The following is a 22,091-nucleotide window of genomic DNA, read 5'->3' on the forward strand; positions in this document are numbered from 1 at the left end:
CGGACCATACGCTTGACAAGAGAAGAGAGGAATCGGCATGGGCAGCGGCAAGAGGCAGGTATCCATACTGGTCAAGCTGATCGTTACGTTTTTGATCGTCATCGCGCCGATGTACGGCATTGGCGCGGCGATCAACAGTTGGGGCGGGGAGCGCGTGCGTTCGGAGGTGTATCACTCCCTGCAGTCCCAGGAATCTTTTTACCTCATGTCGTTCGAAAACGAAATTAAGCGCATGGAGAATCTGCTCCGGGAGTACGTGAACGACGAAGACCTGGTGTCGCTCGGCATCCTGCCGGACAGCCTGACGGAGTTCCAGAAGCTTGGCGCGTTCAAGCGGCTTCAGCAGCGGCTTATCTTTCTGAAGGAGTCGAGTATATACATTTCCCGGGTAAGCGTCTATATCCCGCCGATCGGCAAGACAGTCAGCAATGAATCGCTGGCGGAAGAGCTGACCCTGGACCGGCTTGGCGCGTTGAAGTCGGATCTGCTCCAGCAGCCGAAGCCGTTATTCTACCGAAATGAAGACCGCTATTTTTTGCGCGAGTATTACCCCAATTCCTTGCACGACGACAAACGGGATCCGATGTTCGTCCTCGAGCTCGAGCTCTCTCTGCCGGAGCTGCAGCGCTATCTGGCCAGCGTGTCCAACTACGCCGGCGCCGGCGGCGCCATCCTGCAAGGCGAGTCGGCGCTCGTTCATACGGGTGACGAAGAGGCCTATGCCGAGATCGGCGCGAGCGTTCGCCGCAGGCTTGCATCTGCTGTCCAGTCATCGCCGACCGCGGACTATTCCTTCACCGAGACGATGCGGTCCGGCGGAGAGCGCTATCTCACCGTTTCCTCATATTCGGCCGCGCTCAAGATGACGCTGCTGTCTTTCATTCCCGAGCGCGCCGTGCTCGGCACGCTGGACCGGTACCGTATCTATCTGTGGCTGATCTCAGCGGTGGCGCTCGTCGTCATCGTCGTGTTTTCCTATTACATGTACAGACTGATCCATAGACCGCTAAGCAAACTCGTCCGCGCCTTCGGAAAGGTCGAATCCGGCGATCTTCAGGTGGCGTTCGTATCCAACCGGAGCGACGAATTCCAATATTTGTTCGACAGGTTCAACGGGATGGTCGCACGTCTCAACACGCTCATCTACGAAGTGTACGAGCAGAAGATTTCCGCGCAGACATCCGAGCTGAAGCAGCTCCAGTCCCAGATCAATCCCCACTTTTTGTACAACAGCTTCTACTTGCTATACCGAATGACAAGAGCGCACGACTTCGATAATTCCACGCGCTTCACGAAGTACTTAGGCGATTATTTCCAATATATGACCCGGACCGGCAGCCAGGAGGTGACGCTCGCCAATGAGCTGAGCCATGCGCGCGTGTTCGCGGACATACAGTCGATCCGCTTTCGCGACCGCATTGTGTTTCACATGGAGGAGCTGCCGGCAGCGCTCGCCGACATCGTCGTGCCGCGGCTTATCTTGCAGCCGTTCGTGGAGAACGTCTACCAGCACGGCTTCTCCGAAGGGCATGAAGGCCGGTTTCTATCCATCCTTTTCGAGGAGAAGTCGACGGGGACCGGCAGGAGAGCGCTCGACATCGTGTTCGAAGACAACGGGAAAGGAATGGACGACGAGACGTTGGACAAGTGGCAAGCCTGGCTCGATGGAACGGAGAGTCCGGACGAGTCCACCGGCATGTACAATGTGCACCGGCGGCTGAACCTCCGGTTCGGAGCGGACGCCGGCGTCGCGATCTACAGACGAGAAGGCGGCGGCTTGCGCGTAGCCGTGCGGATACCTATCGACAGGGAGCCCGGGGAGGGAGAGCGAGAATATGACGACGTTGATGCTCGTTGACGACGAACCGATCGCCATCGATTATTTGGCGGACTTGATCGGCGAACAAACGGATGTGGAAGCTGAAGTCATGAAGGCGTACTCGGGTGCGGAAGCCTGCCGCCGGATGGAGGACGTCCGCATCGACGTGCTGGTGACCGATATTCGAATGCCCGGCATGAGCGGCATTGAGCTTGCGGAACGCGTGCGGGAACGGTGGCCGAGATGCCGCGTCGTTTTTCTGACGGGGCACGGCGACTTCGGATATGCACAAACGGCCATCCGCCAGGGAGGCACCGATTATGTGCTGAAAACGGAAGGCGACGAGACGATTTTCGCCGCGATCCGCAAGGCGCTGCGGGATCTGGCGCAGGAGATCGACCGCGAGGCGATTCTCTCCCGCGCGCGCGGCCAACTGCAGGAGGCGCTTCCGGTGCTGAGACGGGATTATTTGCTTCAGCTCGCCGAAGGATCCGCAGGATCCGCAGATGCGGAAGACGCGCGTACGCGCCGCTTTGAGGAGCTGGCGATCCCGTTGGATGCGGCCGGTTCCGTGACGCTTGCTTTCGGCCGGATCGACGATTGGGGACCGTTCGCTTCCGCTTCGGCCAAAGCGCTGCTGCCGTTCGCGATCCATAATATCGCCGAAGAGTATTTGTCGCCTTCGCTTCGCGTCGTGACGCTGTCGGTCTCACGCGACCGGTTCCTCTGGCTCGCGCAAGCGCGCAGCCAGACAGGACAACAGGCTGCGGACGAGCGGACGCCGCGCACGCTGGCGAGCGAGGCGGAGCATGTCCAGCAGTCCTGCGCCCGTCTGCTTAAGGCGTCGATCTCGCTGGCGGTCGCATCGCGTCCCGTGCCCTGGACCGAGCTGCCGGACAGGCTCGAACGGCTGAAGCTTCAGCTCGCGGGAAGAGTCGGCAACGCGGCGCAGATGCTGATGCTGGCACAGGACGAGGAGGAGCCCGTACATTCTCGCACGAGCCGCGATTACTCGGCCGAGAACGAGCTTCGCGCAGAGCTGCGCAAGCTGGACCTGCTGGAGTCGTATTTGGACAACGGGGAAAAGGAAGCCACCGTTAAACTGTTCAAGTCGCTGACGGACGCGGCCGCTTCATTGACGGGCGGCGCGAGGGGGGAGCGGATCCGCTGCGAGCTGTTCGCGCAGCTGTCCGCGTTTTTGCTCGGCTATGCGAACAAGCGGCAGCTGTCCGCCCCTGCGGGCGAACCTTTCCCGACGGACCTCGTCGCGAATCTCGGCGCGCATCCGGACACGGTTAGCGGCATCCGGTATTTGTCCAAGATCGGCGAATCGCTCGCCGAATACAACGGCAAAAAACAAATGGAGCGCGCTAGCGACCTGATCGGCATCCTGCACGGCTATATCCATGAATTTATCGGCGAGGAACTTTCCTTGACCCGGCTCTCCGGAATCGTGCATCTCAGTTCTTTCTATCTGTCCCGCGTGTACAAGCAAATGACGGGCCAGGGCTTGCTTGAATATATCACGGAGGTACGCATTCAGCGGGCCAAGCTTTTGCTTAAGACGACGGACCTGAAGGTTCACGAGATCGCCGCGCTGATCGGCCTCGAATCGCCTGCGTATTTCACCCGATTGTTCAAAAAGGAGACGTCGTCGACGCCCCAAGAGTATCGCGAATCTTAGAGAACGGAACAAGCAAAATCGGGCAACGGAGCGCAAAAACGTCCCGTATCGCCGCGAAAACGCCCGGATTTATAATGAAAACGTAAACAAGAACGAACTTGCCGAGAGGGGATAAGCAATGAACCAGCTTACCAAAAAGAGAATTCGGAAAAGCACGGCAACGGTCACGGTCCTCACGCTGACCGCACTTCTTGCAAGCGCTTGCGGAAACAACGATAACAACGGCAATGCTTCGCCGTCGGCTTCTGCAACGTCTTCGGGCAGTGCGTCGGCAACGTCATCGGCTGCAACGACGACATCGGCAGCGCCTAGCGCTTCTGACGAAGGCGGAGACGCATTCGCCAAGTACGATCCGCCGATCGAAGTCACGACCGTGCGCTCGACGGACGCGACGATCAAGTTTGCGGACGGCGACTCGCTGGATTCGAACATTTGGACCCAATTGTTCGAACAGGGTTATGGCATCAAGGTTAAAAATAATTGGGTCGTCGACGCTACGCAGTACCATCAGAAACTGAACGTAACGATCGCGTCCGGCGACCTGCCCGACTTCGTGGAAGTCAACCGGGAAGAGCTAAAAAGGCTCGTCGATGCGGACATGCTCGAAGATTTGACGGATGTCTATAACAAGTACGCTTCCGAACGGCTAAAAGATATGCTGTCCCAGGATGGCGGCGTGGGGATCAAAGCGGCGACATTCGGCGGCAAGCAATACGCCATTCCGCGGACGTTCGCAAACGGAGGCAGCAGCACGGCAGAGATGATCTACGTCCGCACGGATTGGCTTAAAAACCTGAATCTGCCCGAGCCGAAGACGATGGACGACCTGATCAAGACCGCCAAAGCGTTCGCCACGCAAGATCCGGACAAGAACGGCAAACAGGATACGTTCGGACTCGGCGTAGACAATGACTTCTTTAACTACGGTCAAGGCTCGCTTCGCGGCTTCATGAACGGCTTCCACGCCTACCCGGATATTTGGGTGAAGGACGCTTCCGGCAATCTCGCCTTCGGTTCGACGCAGCCTCAGATCAAGACGGCGCTCGCCGCGCTGCAGGACCTGTACAAGTCCGGCGCGATCGACAAGGAATTCGGCGTCAAGCCTTCCTCCAAGATCGCCGAAGAAATCGGTGCAGGGAAGATCGGCCTTGCTTACGGCTTCGTGGCGGATGTATACATTCACAATGTAAGCCACACCAACGATCCCAAAGCCCAGTGGAAAGTACTACCGATCGTTTCTTCCGACGACGAAAAAGCCGTTCCTCAGCTGTTCGATACGGCGAACTCCTTTTATGTCGTCAAGAAGGGGGCCAAAAATCCGGAAGTTGCAGTGAAACTGGCGAACATTTACGTGAAGGAACGCTACGAGACGGATTATACGGTCAAGAAAGATCCCTATTCGACCGACCCGGCGACTAAGATCATGGCTGCAAAATTCGCACCGATAATTACCGATCCGATGAATCAGAACTTGGACAACTATCGCTCCACGCAAGAACTGCTGAAGACCGGCGACGATAGCAAGGCGACTACGGCCGCCAAACTGACAGCGGAAAATCTGAAAAAGTTCAAGGATGGCGACGATACGCAATGGCAGCTTAATCTGATCGTCGGCGAGGGCGGCAGCTACAGCGTCGTCGACTACTACGATCAGAACGGCGGCGGGCAATACGACCAATTCCAGCTGTCGGCGACGCCTACGATGGCGGATAAGCTGCCGACGCTGAAGAAGAAAGAGATGGAGACATTCACCAAGATCATCATGGGCGATGCCTCCGTGGAAGAGTTCGACAAGTTTGTCGCGGACTTTAACAAGCTCGGCGGAGACACGATTACAAAAGAAATCAACGATGTCGTTAGTGCCGCTAAATAATGAAAAGGTGGGGGGCGGGGCTCTGGCTCCGTCCCTTTCCATTGCCTCTTACAGAGATTCGGCGGAGAAGGAGTTGGAAGAAATGATGCGAAACTGGCGGACGCAGTGGCCTTTTCATCTGATGGTCGTTCCCGGCCTCGTCGGCGTACTGATTTTTTGTTACTACCCGATGACCGGCATCGTCATCGCTTTTCAGAATTACATGCCGAACAGAGGTTTGTTTCATTCTCCCTGGATCGGCTGGGACAATTTTCGCTATGTGCTCGATACGCCCGACGTGTATCGCGTGCTCTGGAATACGGTCTATATCGCCGTCATGAAAATCATCGTCGGCCTGATCGTACCGATCACCGTCGCCTTGCTGCTTAACGAGATTCGCAAGGAGATATGGAAGCGCTGGATTCAGACGCTCATTTATTTGCCGCACTTTTTGTCATGGGTCATTTTAAGCGGCATTCTTATCGATATTTTGTCTCCGAGCGAAGGGCTCGTCAATGCGGCGATCAAAGGGCTGGGATTGCCTGCGGTCTTTTTCCTCGGGGACAACCATTGGTTCCCGTTCACGCTGGTATTATCGAACGAGTGGAAGGAGTTCGGCTTCAGCACGATCGTCTATCTGGCCGCCATCACGGGCATCAACCCTTCCTTGTACGAGGCTGCCACGGTGGACGGCGCGAACAGATGGCAGCAGACCCGCAACATCACGCTGCCCGGCATGGCGCCCATCATCGTCCTGATGGCAACCCTAAGCATCGGCAACGTTCTGAATGCCGGGTTCGACCAGGTATTCAATCTATATAGTCCGCTCGTATATGAGAGCGGCGACATCCTCGACACCTTCGTCTACCGGATCGGCATGATCGACGCGCAATATGGCGTAGCGACGGCCGTCGGCTTGTTCAAATCCGTCGTTTCCCTCGTACTGATATCCATATCCTATACGCTTGCCTACCGTTTCGCTAATTATAGAATCTTTTAACCGGAGGGATCGTTATGCCGGAATATGCAGCCTGGCCAAGAAAAGTATTTAATGCCGCGAATTATACGCTGCTGATCGTTCTGGCCGTGATGTGCATACTGCCGCTCATCCAACTGCTGGCCATGTCGCTTAGTTCCAACGCGGCCGTCTCGGCCGGCAATGTAACGCTATGGCCGGTCGGTTTCAACTGGGAATCGTATCATTTTATTTTGAGCAAGCCCGAGTTTCTCCGTTCGTTTGGCGTGTCCGTGAAGCGCATGGTGCTTGGCGTTGTCGTTAACATGGCGATCACGATTCTGGTCGCTTATCCGCTGTCCAAGGAAGCCTCGGCGTTCAAGGGAAGAGCCGTATATGTGTGGATATTCGTATTCACGATGCTGTTCGGCGGCGGCATCATCCCGCTGTATATGACCGTCCGGTCTCTCGGTTTGATCGATTCGATCTGGGCACTCGTACTCGTGCCGGCAGTCAATGTGTTCAACATTGTCATCCTGCTCAACTTTTTCAGAGGTCTGCCCAAGGAGCTCGAGGAAGCCGCCGTCGTGGACGGCGCCGGCCAATGGCTCATCCTGTGGCGGATCTATGTGCCGCTGTCGACGCCGTCGCTCGCGACGCTGACGCTCTTCTGCCTCGTCAATCACTGGAACTCCTGGTTCGACGGCATTCTGTTCATGAACTCGCCTATGCACTATCCGCTCCAGAGCTATCTGTATACGATCATCGTCGGACTCGATACGCTCGTGAAGTCCAACACGGATGTCGAGACACTCAAGCTCATATCCGACCGCACGGCCAGAGCCGCCCAGATTTTCCTCGGCGCGCTGCCGATCCTGTGCGTCTATCCGTTTCTGCAGCGTTACTTCACCAAGGGCATCGTGCTAGGCAGCGTCAAGGAATAAACGAAGCGGATGAATTAATTGCAACGCGCTTCAAGTACAAGGAGGCTATGGCTTCATGACCCAAGATAAAACCCCGGCGGGAGGGAAGCGTCTCCGTCGCGTCACGCTGGAGATGAGTCTCAAGCCGTTCAAGCGGTTGGACGAGGCGTCCGTCGAAGAGACCTGCGCGGAGGCACTGCGGCAATGGGCGCCGCTGCTGCAAATGGCAGACGCGGCGTCGGTGCTGTTGTGGGCGTCTGACGGCAGCGAGATATTGGAATGGAGAGGCGAGCTGTCGGATCGCTTCGAATGGGGCAAGTACGTCGGCTTCGCCAATCCGGAGCAGTTCACCCACGCGCAGGACAAGACCGCGCCGCATATCGCGAAGCCCTATATCGGAGAGCCGGCCGAACTGACGTATGCGGATCTGCGGCGGATCGTGGCTGCGTTCAAGCGCGTCTGCGCAGCGCGTTACGGCTTGCCGATGGAGGTCGGCGCGACGTTCGACGCGGGGCCGGAATTCGCCTACTCCGACTTTAAATACAGCCGGCATCCCGAGATCAATCTCGCCGAGCTGGGAGGCGAGACGCTCTCGCTGAATGCGCATTATACGGTCGTATGCGCCTGGTCGCGTCTGCTGGCGGATCGGCACGCCTACGCTGCCTATCCGGACGGCATTCCGGAAGGTACGCCGTTCGGCAGCTTCTTGGGCAAGCAGTGCGCGTCCTACCTGCCGACGATCGGCTTCGACTACATCTGGTTTTCCAACGGGTTCGGGATTTCCTACTTTCCCTGGACCTATCTTGGCGCTCATTACGACGGCACGACGTTCGGCAAAGCCGATCCTGCCGAGCTGTCGGGGAAGGCGCTGTCCTTCTGGGAGGCATTCAAGGCCGAGTGTCCGTTCGTACGCACTGAAGTCCGGGGCACGAATTATGGAACGGGAATGGATCTGGCAAAAGATTGTATCCCGCTGAAGCAGCTTTACGAGGAGGGTTACCTTGCTTATCCGCCGCCGAACTCGCCGTGGGGCGCGCTTAATTACGATTTCGGACTCGAGCTGACGGGCTTCCTGTCCCGCATCGCGGAGCTGCCGGGCGACACGTATCCGTTCCGCTTCTATGCGAACGATCCGTGGTTTTGGCAAAATCCGTGGCGGGATTACTACGATCGCCAGCCGCACGACATCTATATCCCGCTGTCCGCCGCGCGCATCGGACGAAGTGGAGAGATGGAGTCCGCGGGCATCGTCGAGATTCTGACGGTCGACACGGAGCGCGGCGAGCTTCGGGAGGAGGATCCTGCGGAGATCATCCCGCATATTCGCAGGGCTTATGAAGCGGCGCCGGACCGGCCGGGCCTGGCGACCTGGCTCTACCCGTTCAGCGAGCTGAACGCGCTTGCCGCGGACAGGGCGGAGGCGTCCCGCGTCTTTTTCCACGACTGGTTTATCCGCAATGCCATTAACCGGGGATTCCCGCTGAACGCCGTGCTTGGCACCGATACGCTGGCAGGGATGGACGGAGCCGCGCTCGACAAGCTCGCTGACACGGTGCTCGTGACGTCGACGGTTTGGCTGGACGAAGCGGGGACCGCGAGGGTGCGCGGCTTGCTGGAGCAAGGCGCGAAGCTGCTGCTTTACGGCGACGTCCGCGAGCCGAGCCTGTTGGCGCTGCTTAATCTGCAATTGGACCGGCCGCTTGAAGGCGACTTCGCGCTGACGCACGTATTCGCGGCGGACGAATGGCGCGGCATGGACGGAACTGCTGCGGAGCCTCCCGGACGGCTGCGGCACCGCGCCGAAGTCGGCGACGGCGGCCTGGCCCAGTCGCTGCTGGACGCATCGGATACGCATACGCAAGTGTGCGCGGAGACGAACGGCGAGGGCGGCCGGCGCATATTCGCGCTGCGCCGTACGCTGCCGGAGTGGGGCGGAGGCGCGGTCGCCTGGGTGCGCGGTTCGCTGCCGTTCGAGGCGGCAGGTGTGACGCATGTGCCCAAGCGGCAGGAGACCGAATGGGCGGACGCTTCGGTGCTGATGCGGTACATGCTGCAAACGTTCGGCTACATGCTGCTTCAGGAGAAGCAGGATCCGGCATCTCGCGAAGCGCTCCTGCTCGTGTCTCGCAAGGACGGCGGATATTGGTTCTCCGGCTGCAATCAGGACACGACCGTGCGACTCAAGCTTCGCTTCCCCGAAGGCGTGCCGATCCCGGTCGGACATACGGTCGTCGCGGGTCCGGGTCCCGGCGAATTCGCGGGCTATCGCGGCTTCCGTGACGAATGCCGCATCTTCGTCGCGCAGTCCGAGCGTTCGCGCGTCTGGTGCAGGGAAAACCAGCCGGCGCCCAGCCGGATGATGATCGCGAAGCGGACGCTTACCGTCGCGGGACTGAGGGATGCCAAGGTCGCCGTCTGCCCGCCGCCGGATGCGCTCGCGAGCGGTCGCATCGAGGTGAAGCTGAACGGCGAGTTGACGGAGATCGGAGAGGCGATTGCGTCGGCGCGCGGCGGCGTGCTGCGCCTTGGCGGGTTAAGCGGCACGCTCGACGTGTCATGGTAGAGAGGAGCGCTAGCATGGAATCGTTCAATCCTGCAGTAACGCGCGAGGCGGGGGGCGGCATTGACGGTCTGCCCGGCGGCGCTGTTGTCCTTGGCAGCCAGTTGTTCATCAACTCGTCGGATACGGCGGACGAGATTCGGGGCTGGGTCCGGCAGATGGCCGACCATGGGCTGAAGCTGATTCGACTATTCATGATCTGGGAGCAGTTGGAGCCCGCGAAGGATCAGTGGCGGTTCGACGTCTACGATGCCTGCTTCGACGAGGCTTCCGTGCGCGGTCTGGGCGTCGTTCCGACGCTGATGGCCGTGAGTCCGCCGGGCTGGCAGCGCGTTACCGACGGTCCGCAGGGCATCGCGAACCTGGACGAAGCAACGCTTCGAGAGCGAATCGGCGGATACATCGGTCAAGTCGCGCGGCGGTATGCGCACCATCCGGCGTTTCATTCCTGGATTCTGTGGAACGAGCCGTCGCGTAAAATCCGCAGAGGTCCGCACGGCATGAACGCGTACGCCGAATACGCGCAAAGAACGTACGGTACGATCGAGGCGTACAACCGGATCTCCTACTGGAAATTCGCCGGCTTCGAGCAATTGGCGGCGCAGGGCGCCGGACCCGAAGGGCAGGAGCTGCCGTTCGTCTCCTTCGCGGAGCGGACCGACTGGGCGCGCTTTTCCGTTGATAATCTGAATGAAAAACTGCGGTATATCCGGGATGAAGTCCGCAAATGGGACCCCGTTCATCCCGTACACGTCAATCCGCACAACCTGCAGGGGGAAATGCAGGCCGCCGGCCAGTCCTTATGGGCGGAGAGCGAGTCGGTCGATTTTCTCGGCTGCTCCGCGCATCCGGCCTGGCACTCGCTGCGGTTCCCGGAGCGGCGGTGGAGCCAGTCGATCGCTTTTTTCTCCGACTTGACGCGGTGCGCGACGGGGCGTCCGGACGGCCTGTTCTGGGTGACCGAGCTGCAGGGCGGGCCGACGCTTTACTCGGCGGGCACCGCCCATTGCCCGACCTATGAAGAGATCCGGCAGTGGATCTGGGAAGGTATAGGAGCCGGCGCGCGAGCGGTCGTCTTCTGGTGCTTCAACGCCCGCAAGGGCGGCTACGAGGCGGCGGAGTGGTCGCTGCTCAACCAGCTCGGCGAGCCTTCGCCGCGCCTGGAAGCCGTGCGCGACGCAGCCGCGGTCCTCGAGCGGGAAGCCGGTTTGCTCGCAGCCGTCAAAGCGGCGTCGCCGCGCGTCTGCGTGTTGTACTCGGAAGCGTCGTGCGCGCTCGGACAAGCCGAAGGCTCGGGCAACGATCCGGCCGATCCGCGCAACGGCAACATGTACCTTGACGCAATAGCGGGGGCGTACCTGATGCTGTCGGATTTGTCGGTGCAAGCCGGCTTCATCAATGAAAAGCGGTTGCGCGAGAACGGCGTTCCGGCCGGTACGCGGGCAGTTCTCGTGCCGAACGCAATCGTACTCGGCGCCGAGGAAGCCGCCGAGCTCGAAGCCTTTGTCCGCGGCGGCGGTCTCGTCGTAGGCGATGGGCTCATCGGCATGAAGGATGCGAACGGCAACGTAGACCGAGAGACGCAAAGCCAGGCCGATGCGCTGTTCGGCGCGAAGGTGCTGGAGCTGGAGACGGCGCAGAATCGCTTCGACATCCGGTTCGAGGCGGACGGAACCGGAGTCGAAGGCTGGTTTTACCGGCTCCCGCTCAAGGCAGAAAATGCCGAGATTATCGGCCGCTTCGATGACGGCGGCGCTGCGGCCGCGACCGTACGCCGGGTCGGCGCAGGCGCAGCCCTGCGGATCGGGACGCTGCTGTTTCAGCGCTATTTTGCCCGTCCGTCCGCGGACGTTCTTGCGCTGCTCGCCGCATGGCTTGGCGACCGAGTCGACGAGCCGGTACGGCTTGCGAACGGCGACCGCCGCCTGCGGCTGCGCCGGTTGACGCATTCGCAGGGAGAGCTGCTCGTCCTCCTGAACGAAGGGGATAAGGTTGAAGCGGAGCTCGTATTCGCCGAGCCGGGCAGGCTGCGTTCATTCATTTCGTCAGACCCGTCCGATTTGCATACGGACGAGAACGGCACAGCACGGGCACGCGTACGCGTAGCTGCCCGCGGAATCGAAGTGCTTGCCTACGAAAAATACGATCCGCATACGATTGGGAGGTCATGACATTGACGAGTATGGCGCAGCCGCCTATCGGGTTGGCCAATCTGGAGCGCTTCGATCTGCTGCCCCTGTTGAGGGACGGCGTTCAGGTGCATTATGAAGGCAGCATCGATAAAAAGGGCTTTAATTGGGATTGGGACTGGATGCTATATAAGGAGGGGGAGGAATACGTCATTTTCGACGTGGACGGTCCCGGATGCATCTACAACTTCGTTCAGCACCGGTATCCGGACAGCCCGGAGCCGACCTTCCGCTTTTACTTCGACGGAGAGCGCGAGCCTCGCTTTGCGATCAAGCACTCGGAGTTCGGACGCAAGCATCCGTTCATCGTGCCGCTTGCCGACGCTTATATGGGGCCGGAGGACGAAGGGCGGGGTCCGATCCGCGTCGTTCGCAGCTATGTGCCGATGCCTTATGCGCGTTCGTGCAGGATCACGTCCGACTTGCAGCTGAAGGGCTCCGCGAAAGGAGAGGGCGGCTGGGGACATGTCGTCTACCATTCGTACGCGACTGCGGAAGGCGTCAAGACCTATACGGGCAAAGAGTCGCTGGATCAGGTTCTCGAGATCTGGAACCGTGTCGGGGAGGACCCGAAGCCGCAGGTCGCTTCCGAGCGTGCGATCACGCAGGATTTGACGCTAGAACCCGGCCAGTCTTCGTTGCTGCTGGATGTCACGGGGCAAGGCAGCATCGTCTCTATTATGGCCGAGACGCCCGCGCCGACCGACGCCGATCGACCGGACTGGCTTCGCGACGTCTGGATCAAGGCAGTCTGGGACGGCCACGACACGCCCGACGTCGAGAGTCCGCTGGGCGCCTTTTTCGGCAACGAGCTTGGGTACAACGCGACAGGCGTGCTCTCGCACGGCACGCGGCCGGACGGGGAGATGTACAACTACTTTCCAATGCCCTATTGGCGCAGCGCGCGTCTCGAACTCGTCAACAAAGGAGACCGGACGGTCTCGTTCGCGCGTTGGGAGATTCGCCATACGGCGGCGAATAACGGCTTGTATGCCGAAGGGGGCACCGGCTACTTCCGCTCGTCGGGCTACCGCGCTTCCAAGGCGACCCATCTGGCGGACAGCGTCATCGGCCGCATCGAAGGCAAAGGCCATTTGGTAGCGGCGATCGTCACCGCGCACGCGTGGAGGCAGGGCATCATCAGCTGCGAGGGCGACGTGCGCGTCCATATCGACGGCATCAAGACACCACAGGTAGAGAGCGACGGCTCAGAGAGCTATGTTTGCTACGGCTGGGGCTTCCCGACGCCGCCTGAAGCCAATCCGTCGAGCGCTTACGACGGGCTGAAGGACAGTCCTTGGTCGATGGTCCGGCTTTGCGCCGGCGACTTTTATCCGTTCCGCAGCGAACTCGTCTTCGGCATCGAAGCCGGAGGCGCGAACAACCAGTATCTTAAACATTCCGGCATACTTTTTTATTATGGCGTGGACGCGCCGGGCATGGCGCTGACGGACGAGGTCGACGTCGGCAATCACGATTCGGAAACGTACCACGGTTACGGCATGAAAGGCGGCGCCGGCAGCTACGAGCTGGAGAGCGGCTACGAGGACGGCGCCCGAAGCGCGCTTCGGGACCGGGGCAACGAATTCAACGGATACTCCGAATTCAGGGTCGCCGTCGAGCCGGCCAACATCGGCGTCAGGCTGCGGAGAAGATCCGACCAGATCACGGGGCGGCAAAGGGCGAACGTATACGTCGACGGCGTCCGCGTCGAAGAGCGCAGCTGGTACTTCGCGGACCGGAACCCTTACAAGCGGTGGCTCGAAGACGAGTTCGAGATTCCGGCTAAATATACGGCAGGCAAGACCGACCTCGGCATTCGCATCGAATTCGTGCAGGAGGGCGAGTCGCGCGCCTGGAATGAATTTTATTACTGGGTTTATTCATTGGTATAAGGGCGGATGAGCATGCGTACGACATCGAACATGAACGGCATTATTGGCGAAGAGGCATCCGCCAGTCTGGATGTGGTCGAACGGCTGCGGTTCGCGGCGGGAGGTTCGCCGTTCGATAGAGCCGCCCGGCAGGTCGCCCTTCTAACGGCGGCACAGAGGCCGGCGATGCCCGCGCCGCCGCCCGCCATTCTGCTGGACGGCTTGTGGGAACTGGCGGAGGAAGGCGATTCGGCGATGCGACTGTCCGGCGCCTGGCCGGACGCGATTCCGGCGCGCGTCCCCGGCAGCATCCATGCCGCGCTCGTGGAAGCGGGGCTGCTGCCCGATCCTGCCTTCGGCGAAAATGCGGCTATCGCCAAAGCGTACAGCCACAAAACCTGGTGGTATAGGCGCAAGTTCGACGCGCCGGGATGGACGGGACTAAGCGCGTCGCCGGCGCTTACGTTCGACGGGGTGACGCCGGGCTGCGAGGCTTGGCTGAACGGCGTCCGGCTTGGCGACCACAACGGCGCCTTCGGCGGCCCGAGCTTTCAAGGCTTCGCGCTGAAGGAAGCGGGCAACGAGCTGATCGTCAAGGTGCTGCCCGCGCCGCTCGGCAATGAATGGACGGCCTGGCATTCCACCGTCGTTTTTAACTGCAACTACGGGTGGCATTACGTGGATTTGCCCGCGGTAGGCATCTGGCGTTCGGTTCGTATTGACGCCAAGCCGGAGGTGTCGATCGGCCGACCGTTCGTCGCGGTGACATCTGCGGAGCGCGCGTTTGCCGGACGCGTCGATATCGCGGTCGACTTCGCATGCGATCGGCCGGTCTGGTCTGGCACGCTGCGCGGCGAGATCGCGCCCGACAACTTCCCGGGAGAGCCGCTTGCTTTTGCGATTCGCGTCGACGCCGCTGAGGCTGCCGGCGGGCTGCGTCTGGAAGTCGAGGTGCCTCGGCCGCGGCTGTGGTGGCCAGTCGACATGGGCGAGCAGCCCTTATACAAGCTGGCGCTTTCGTTTTCGCCTCAAGGAGACGGCCTGCCGGACCGCAAAGAGACGACGTTCGGCATCCGCTCGCTCGAGATGGGCCCGCTGCCTGGCGGAGAGCGGCGTGACGTTTACAATTGGACGTTTATCGTCAACGGCAAACCGATGTTCGCCAAAGGCACCGGCTGGTGCACGATGGATGCGCTCATGGATTTCTCGCGGGAGCGGTATGCGCACTTCCTGTCGCTGGCCGCGGCGCAGCACGTTCAATTGCTCCGCGCCTGGGGCGGCGGGATGCCGGAGACCGACGACTTTTACGACCTGTGCGATCGGAAGGGCTTGATGGTCATGCAGGAGTGGCCGACCTGTTGGGGCAGCCACGACCAACAGCCTGCGGACGTGCTGGAAGCGACGGTCCGGACCAACACCGTAAGGCTGCGCAATCATCCGTCGCTCGTCATGTGGGCTGGCGGCAACGAGATCGGCAAGGGACTGGACAGCCCGGTTATGGATATGATGGGCAGGCTTGCAGCCGAACTGGACGGAACCCGTCCGTTTCATCTGACCGATCCCTGGGGCGGGAGCATGCACAGCCATATCGTTTGGAAAGGATGGAGCCCGGCTTACGGCTTCGATTATTACGCGAATCTGGACAGCGTAATAATCGGAGAATTCGGGCTCGCCTCCGCGCCCAATATGACTTCGATGCGGCGTTTCATGCCGGAAGACGAGCTGAAGCAGTGGCCGCAGCCTCCCGGCAGGAGCTTTTATCGGCATCTGCCCGCATTCGACACGCGGGACGATTGCCGCATCCTGACCGAATACGCAGACGCGTTCGTCGCCTGCGACGGTGTCGAAGCGTTCGTCTTCGGAACGCAGCTCGCGCAGGTAACGTCGCTTAGGCACAAGATCGAGCATGCGCGCAGCCGCTGGCCGCACGAGATCGGCGTCATTACCTACAAGCTGAACGACGTCTATATCGGCATGTCCTGGGCGACGGTCGACTGGTACGGCGCACCGAAGATGTCGCATTATTTCACCCAGGATGCGTTTGCGCCGACGATGGCGAGCGTCCTGTTTTCAAAGCTGAACAGCCCCTCGGAACCGCAGAAGCTGCCCGTTTTCGTCTTCGACGATAGCGGCAGGCTGGACGGGGAATGGCAGGCGAACGTTCGCGTATACGGGCCGTCGCTTGAGCCGATGTCTACCGATGCCTTCGCAGGCGAAGGTCCGGTCGATCGCGTGAAGCAGATGGGCTACGTCGCGCTCGCCGGGCGTCGAGAGAAGGAGGCGCCGCTACTTGTCGTCTCGGAGCTGTACGCTGCCGACGGGCTGCTGCACCGGACGTTTTACTGGTTCAACTTCGATGCGCGGCAGGGCGCGCTCGCGCATCTGCCGCGCACGGCGCTTCAGGCGAAGATACGCGGACAGAACCAGGTCGCCGTAAAAAATATCGGCAGGCTGCCGGCTGTCGGCGTCGAGCTGTATCGGATGGGTGACGATGGGTCTGACGACGCGCCGGATCCGGCACATCTGATTTGCGACGACAACTTTTTCTGGCTCGACGCCGGGGAGACGCGCCTTATCGTCGTGAACGATACGTACGGCATTTCCGTTCGGGCATGGAATGCCGATCCAGCAGCGGAAGACATATAAGCAAAAGCAAAACCGTCAGGGGAGGCCGGAATTCGCCCTGACGGTCTATTTTTTAGGTTGACTCCTATCCGAAAAATATCGATGCTCGACAGCAAATACTCGGCCTCGATCTACGGCGTTCCTCGAACCGGTTACTCCCACCAATGCTCCATTTTGCGATAACCGACGTCCCAGAGCACGGCGTTCCCTTCAACGACGATCCGAAGCTCGTCGATTCGCTTGAGAGGGACGACGATCGTTTCGATGCCGGATATGTATTCGGCACTGAATTCGGCGAACAGCTCGCCGTCCGCGTAGATGGAGACGCGCCCTTCATGCGCCGATCGATCCGGAATCCCGTAACTGGCGTAGAAACGCACGTTTTTCAAGTGCCCCGGCTTAATCGTATAGCTCGGAACAGAGCTGGCGACGTAAGCATTGTACTGAGGCGCTACGGACTCTCCGCCTACAGTAAAGGAGGACAAGCTGCCGGCTGCGGGGACATCGGATGTTTCAGGGACGTTCAAGGCTTGAAACGTGCCCTCTTTCTTTTTGATCGCCGCATCCCATCCTTCCGATACGAGTATGAGGCCGACGAGCAGCGCTACCGAGCTTAGGATCGCTGCCGCCCATCTGCGTGCCGGGCGCCCGGATGCGAAGCCGATCCGCCAGGCGGCATACCCGATGCAGGCGCCCAAAGTGTTGGAGATGATATCGTCCACGTCGAACGATCCGAGTCGCGTCAGCGCCTGGAGCGTCTCCAGAAGCGTGATCGCCGCAATAAAGCTAACGACGAATCTCCTAAAGGACCATCGGAATAAATAAGGAATCATTACGCCGAAGGGAATAAACGCGGCGACGTTTCCAAAGCTGAACAGCCACATAAAAGTCGGTTCGGGAAACCGCAAAGGTACCGTCTCCGGCACGAACATAAACGTATAATCCCAATCGCCGCCCGCGCGGCCCGTCCTGTTAAAAGCGATAAACATAAAATACAAAATGATCACGGCGTACAGCGCTGCAGCTGCGGCAACGATTTTCTTGCTGTTCTTCTTCAATGGCGATCTCCTTAAAAAATCAATTTAAACATATATTGGATAATGCAGCCTTGCAAAATAGATACGTACCGATACGATATCAAAATTGAGCAATGACAGCAAAAATGTCTCCTATAAAAGGGACCGGCGCGTCTCCTATACTGTAATCGATTCCACCCCCGAATAGAAGGAGGCGGTAGGACGCTTATCGAGGCGCGAAGGACGGGGCGCGCCCCGGCACGGTTCTTCGCGCGACACCAAGCCACACGAAGGGCATCACCATTCGAAAAGGAGAGGTGAATCATGATTTTGAACCGAAAGGCGATGGACAAACGTTGGGCTGCTTTTATTGTGCTAGCCATGCTCGTGTCGTTGCTTGCGCCGCTTGGCCGCTACGTTGCGCATGCGACGGCGCCTAACGACAATTTGCTGGTGGATCCAGGCTTCGAGAGCGGCAATTGGTTTAATTGGGGCTTTTTCAACAACAGCTTTTCGTCCGTCTCGGTACAGTCGACGGTCAAGAGAAGCGGCAACTACGCGTTTAAAGCCGTCTTGAACGGCAACGCGGAGCTGCAGTATTTCAACAACAACGCGCCGGCCGTCGTGCCGGGTACGAATTATTATTTCGAGGTCTGGATGAAGACGGACAGCTTGACGCCGTCGGGACAGCCGGGCACGTACTATCCCGGCATGAAGATCTCGGCGTACAACAACAATACGTTCGTCTCGCAGCCGGGCGGCATCCAGTACGGAACGTCCAGTCAGGACTGGACGAAACTGAGCGGCTCATTCGCTTCGCCTGCGGGCGCGAACAAGCTGCTGTTCCTCATCGGTCGCTTCAACACGGCAGGCTCAGTGGCGGGTACGGTGTATTACGACGACGCTTTCCTCGCCAAGCAGCCCGATTCGATCACGCTGACGCCATCGGATAGCGGCACGGCGCCTGGAACGCTGAATTTGTCCACGATCGCGGCAGCAGCCGTTTATAGCGGCAGTCCGACGGCCGTCGCAGCCAGCGATCCGCACCTGGAATGGAGCGTGCAAAGCGGATCGGCGACGATCGGCGGCGGCCAGGTCGCGTATACGGGTACGGCGTACGGCGGCCAGGTGACGCTAAAAGCATCTTATCTGGGCAGGGACGCGACCGTAAACGTTACATTCAATCCGAACGACAGCACGGCGCCGACCTGGACGAGCGGCGCGATCGCCGAAACTTATCCGACGCCGTCTACGCTTCATCTCTCATGGAGCGGCGCAACCGACAACATCGCCGTCACGAACTATAAAGTATACGTGAACGGCCGCCTCGAGCAGACCGTGCAGACGGCTTCGGCAGACCTCACCGTAACGCCGGGCACGTCGTACCGGATCAAGATCGAGGCCGGCGATCAGGCGAACCAATGGAGCACGAACGGGCCCTCCAAGGATCTGGCGGCGCCGACGGTGCCCAGCGTTTGGACCGTAGACAAAGGGATGTCGGGCAGCAGCACGGACGCCGGCGTCGTTCTGAATTGGAGCGCGGCCGCCGTGCCGGCCGATGTCACGCAGTACAAAATCTATCAGAACGGCACGCAGGTCACCACGGCCCCAAATACACGGACGTTTGCGCTGTTAAACGGCCTGGCGCCGTCAACGACTTATGTGTATAAGGTCGAGGCGACGACCGCTGCCGGCACATCCACGGACGGTCCGTCCGTGACGATCAAGACCCGCTCGCCCGCCGATAATATGTCCAACAATGGCGGTATGGACTACGACGGCAGCTGGAACCGCAACTTGGGATCGATCGCGGTGTCCGCGCAGTCTCAAGTAAAGCACGGCGGCACCGGCGCCTTCAAATTCTCCTTTACGGGTACGGACGCCTTCCTGGGCTACGATCAATATTTGCCGGTGAATCCGGGCGACACGTATTACTACGATTTTTGGGTCAAGACGGACCAACTGACGGATCAGAATACATCCGCGAGCAACAAGCCGAACGTCTCGCTGCAGCAATTCATCACGGGACAGCAATATCCGGTCATTACGCAGGTCGCCTCGAACTTGCCTGCGACGCAGGATTGGACGCAGTATAAAGGCACGCTCGCGATCAACCCGAACGCCTACGAGGTGCGGGTGCTCATCGAGCGTCGCACGCTCGGCACGGGGACGGTATCCGGCACGCTCTACGTCGACGACTTCACGTTCACGAGAGCGCCGACCGCGATCGCGCTGACGCCAAGCGCCAGCACGTATCCGGTCGGTCAGACGGTTTCCCTTGCGGACGCGCTGACCGTCGGCGCGTCCTATGCCGGCTCGCTGTCGGGCACGGTCCCATCGGCCGGCCCGATCGCCTGGCAAGTGACTTCCGGCAGCGCGACCGTCACGAACGGCAAGCTCGCCTACACAGGCGCGGCAACCGGCGGCACTGTCACGGTCCAGGCCACGTACGGCTTGAAAACCGCGACGGCAAACGTTCAATTCCAGCCGGAGAGCGTCGCGCCGACATGGCCCGCAGGGGCCGCGATCAAGACCGACGCCAAAGGCACGGGCACGTTGAAGCTCAGCTGGCCGGCGGCGGCGGACAACGTAAGCGGCATTACTTACGAAGTCAAGGTGAACGGGATCTCGCAGGGGCTTCAAACGGGAACAAGCGCCGCATTATCGGGACTTACGACGGGGACGACCTACGCGATTACGGTGCGGGCGAAGGATGCCAGCGGCAATTATACGTCGTCCGATCTGACCGCTTCGATCGCGACTTCCTCCGCGCAGGATCCGATCTGGAGCACCTCGGGCGAGCTGCACGTCGTCTCGGGCACCGTAACGAGCGGCGGCGCCACGCTTGCTTGGAGCGGCGCGATCGACGACGCCGCCGTCACGCAATATAAAATTACCGGCACGAGCGCGTCGGGTCAGACCGTCACGTTCACGACCGGCGCGGTCAGTTCTTATGCGGTAACCGGTCTCCAATACAATACCGGTTATACGTTCAAGATCGAAGCCGGCGATGCGGGCGGGCGCTGGACGATCGGCGGTCCGGCGGCTTCTCTAACTACGGCGAAGCCCGCGACTCTCGCCGCCAGCCTGGCCGTACATGAGACCCAGACGATCCGGGCGGCTACGAACCAGCTCCTCGGCTACAATACCGATTGGCTGTCCTCGCAGGATATGTTGATCGATTCGACCGCTTCCACGACGGTCAAGCAAGCTTTTTACGATTTGATGCAGGATGTGCCTGCCGGACTCATGCGCGTCGCCGGAACCGATTCCATGGCGATGCGGTGGAAGTATACGATCGGCACGCTCGAGGAACGTACCGCGTTTCCGAGCGTATACGGAGGCAACACCGGCAAGCAGCGTTACGGCATCATGGAATGGCTGAACTCGACCAAGACGCTCGATGCGAACCGCAAGATAACCTGGACGTTTAATATGCTCAAGGAAACCGCGGCGGACCAGGCCGATCTCGCCGAATTCCTGACCGGCGACGGCGTTCACGACCCGAACGGCGGTAAGAACTGGGCGCAGAAGCGCATCGATCTTGGACACCCGGACCCGGTTCAGGTCGCGACCTACGAGCTGGGCAACGAGCTCGATCAGAGCTCCCGTTTTCCGATCGATACGTATATACAGAAGAGCAAGGACATCATCCGCGAGGTGAAGCGCGTCGATCCGAACGCGAAGTTCGCGGCGCTGGCGGTCACGGGACCCTGGAGCGCGAAGTACGGCGGACCGACCGGCACCTGGCGCGATTGGCACAACGCGATTCTCGAGCAAATGGGCAACGATATCGATTATATTACGTTCCACCCGTACTATTACGGATTGACGCCAAGCGATATCGAGAAATACTTGAATTCGCTGCGCGACGATATCGCGGCATGGGAGGCCAGTCCGGCGAACCTGAACCCGGCGCACCATATTCAGATCTACATCTCCGAACACGGCGTTTGGCCGCTCAATGACGGCGAGCCCGCCAACTATTCGACTTATGCGTACCGTACGCACGATCTGAAGGGGACGCTAGGCGTCGCCGAGTTTATCAACCGGATGTACAAGAGGCCCGAGGTTGGGCTGATGGCGCTGCACGTCCTGGTCGGCAGCCCCTGGGGCGTGTTGAACGAGGCGACGGGCGATACGCTTTATGCGACGGGTCTGCGCGATCTGATGAAAGTCGAAGGCGAGTCGCTGGGCGCGAACGTCGTCAAGACGGATATCTCGGGCGATCTGACGAATCCGGCGGACGGCGCGTCGATTATCACCGCGAATGCGATGACGACTGCAGCCGGCGGGCTGAACCTGATCTTCGTGAACCGCGATCCGGATATCGACAGGCCGGTCAGCCTGTCGTTCGACGGCGGCAGCTACAAGCTCGTCAAAAAAACGATACTGACGGCCGATACGTTGGAGTCGACCGACACCGCGACCGGCCGGCCCATCACCGTGACGACGACCGCCGAGACGGGAACGTCCGCAATCGCGAGCTACACTGTGCCGAAGAAGAGCATGGTCGTGCTCTACCTCCAGCACTTGTAAAAGTACGCATAAATAGAAAACAGCCTTGGAGCGGAAATCGCCCAAGGCTGTCGTT

11 protein-coding genes are annotated in these 22,091 nt (G+C 60.0%); 10 read left to right on the forward strand and 1 reads right to left on the reverse strand.

Annotated features, from left to right (window positions below):
• Positions 1-37 precede the first annotated feature (37 nt).
• The 9 genes from ACFOTD_RS15370 (at position 38) to ACFOTD_RS15410 (ending at position 16,502) form a co-directional block, all read left to right on the forward strand.
• The gene (locus ACFOTD_RS15370) at positions 38-1,858 is read left to right on the forward strand and encodes a sensor histidine kinase (RefSeq protein ID WP_378120197.1); all 1,821 of its coding nucleotides are present in this window, start codon (positions 38-40) and stop codon (positions 1,856-1,858) included.
• On the forward strand, positions 1,836-3,503 hold the full coding sequence (locus ACFOTD_RS15375) for a response regulator transcription factor (RefSeq protein WP_378120198.1): 1,668 nt from the start codon (positions 1,836-1,838) through the stop codon (positions 3,501-3,503). The genes ACFOTD_RS15370 and ACFOTD_RS15375 overlap by 23 nt, the downstream gene beginning before the upstream one ends.
• Positions 3,504-3,621: 118 nt before the next feature.
• Positions 3,622-5,376, forward strand: a complete 1,755-nt coding sequence (locus ACFOTD_RS15380; RefSeq protein WP_378120200.1) for an extracellular solute-binding protein — start codon at positions 3,622-3,624, stop codon at positions 5,374-5,376.
• Positions 5,377-5,458: 82 nt separating this feature from the next.
• Positions 5,459-6,355 (forward strand): ABC transporter permease, encoded by an 897-nt coding sequence (locus ACFOTD_RS15385; protein ID WP_378120202.1) that lies wholly within the window; start codon positions 5,459-5,461, stop codon positions 6,353-6,355.
• Between the two features lie 14 nt (positions 6,356-6,369).
• The gene (locus tag ACFOTD_RS15390) at positions 6,370-7,254 is read left to right on the forward strand and encodes a carbohydrate ABC transporter permease (RefSeq protein ID WP_378120204.1); all 885 of its coding nucleotides are present in this window, start codon (positions 6,370-6,372) and stop codon (positions 7,252-7,254) included.
• 55 nt (positions 7,255-7,309) lie between these two features.
• On the forward strand, positions 7,310-9,796 hold the full coding sequence (locus ACFOTD_RS15395) for a hypothetical protein (protein ID WP_378120206.1): 2,487 nt from the start codon (positions 7,310-7,312) through the stop codon (positions 9,794-9,796).
• Positions 9,797-9,810: 14 nt separating this feature from the next.
• Positions 9,811-11,964 (forward strand): beta-galactosidase, encoded by a 2,154-nt coding sequence (locus ACFOTD_RS15400; RefSeq protein ID WP_378120208.1) that lies wholly within the window; start codon positions 9,811-9,813, stop codon positions 11,962-11,964.
• A complete protein-coding gene (locus tag ACFOTD_RS15405) occupies positions 11,961-13,877 on the forward strand; it encodes a DUF2961 domain-containing protein (RefSeq protein WP_378120210.1) in 1,917 nt (638 codons plus the stop codon). Before ACFOTD_RS15400 ends, ACFOTD_RS15405 begins: the two co-directional genes overlap by 4 nt.
• 12 nt (positions 13,878-13,889) lie before the next feature.
• Entirely contained in the window at positions 13,890-16,502 is a 2,613-nt protein-coding gene (locus ACFOTD_RS15410; RefSeq protein WP_378120212.1) for a glycoside hydrolase family 2 protein, read from the forward strand.
• A 131-nt stretch (positions 16,503-16,633) separates the two neighbouring features.
• On the opposite strand, the gene ACFOTD_RS15415 is transcribed toward ACFOTD_RS15410, so the two are convergent.
• On the reverse strand, positions 16,634-17,539 hold the full coding sequence (locus ACFOTD_RS15415) for a VanZ family protein (protein ID WP_378120214.1): 906 nt from the start codon (positions 17,537-17,539) through the stop codon (positions 16,634-16,636).
• 282 nt (positions 17,540-17,821) lie between these two features.
• On the opposite strand from ACFOTD_RS15415, the gene ACFOTD_RS15420 reads away from it, so the two are divergent.
• Positions 17,822-22,036, forward strand: a complete 4,215-nt coding sequence (locus ACFOTD_RS15420) for a fibronectin type III domain-containing protein (RefSeq protein WP_378120216.1) — start codon at positions 17,822-17,824, stop codon at positions 22,034-22,036.
• Positions 22,037-22,091: the final 55 nt, after the last annotated feature.

This window comes from Cohnella sp. GCM10012308, assembly GCF_042649185.1.
Taxonomy (GTDB): domain Bacteria; phylum Bacillota; class Bacilli; order Paenibacillales; family Paenibacillaceae; genus Cohnella.

Coding starts and splice junctions, on each gene's coding strand:
- ACFOTD_RS15395 (WP_378120206.1), top strand. CDS start 7,310: ATGACCCAAGATAAAACCCCGGCGGGAGGGAAGCGTCTCCGTCGCGTC.
- ACFOTD_RS15420 (WP_378120216.1), top strand. CDS start 17,822: ATGATTTTGAACCGAAAGGCGATGGACAAACGTTGGGCTGCTTTTATT.
- ACFOTD_RS15380 (WP_378120200.1), top strand. CDS start 3,622: ATGAACCAGCTTACCAAAAAGAGAATTCGGAAAAGCACGGCAACGGTC.
- ACFOTD_RS15400 (WP_378120208.1), top strand. CDS start 9,811: ATGGAATCGTTCAATCCTGCAGTAACGCGCGAGGCGGGGGGCGGCATT.
- ACFOTD_RS15375 (WP_378120198.1), top strand. CDS start 1,836: ATGACGACGTTGATGCTCGTTGACGACGAACCGATCGCCATCGATTAT.
- ACFOTD_RS15390 (WP_378120204.1), top strand. CDS start 6,370: ATGCCGGAATATGCAGCCTGGCCAAGAAAAGTATTTAATGCCGCGAAT.
- ACFOTD_RS15385 (WP_378120202.1), top strand. CDS start 5,459: ATGATGCGAAACTGGCGGACGCAGTGGCCTTTTCATCTGATGGTCGTT.
- ACFOTD_RS15405 (WP_378120210.1), top strand. CDS start 11,961: ATGACATTGACGAGTATGGCGCAGCCGCCTATCGGGTTGGCCAATCTG.
- ACFOTD_RS15410 (WP_378120212.1), top strand. CDS start 13,890: ATGCGTACGACATCGAACATGAACGGCATTATTGGCGAAGAGGCATCC.
- ACFOTD_RS15370 (WP_378120197.1), top strand. CDS start 38: ATGGGCAGCGGCAAGAGGCAGGTATCCATACTGGTCAAGCTGATCGTT.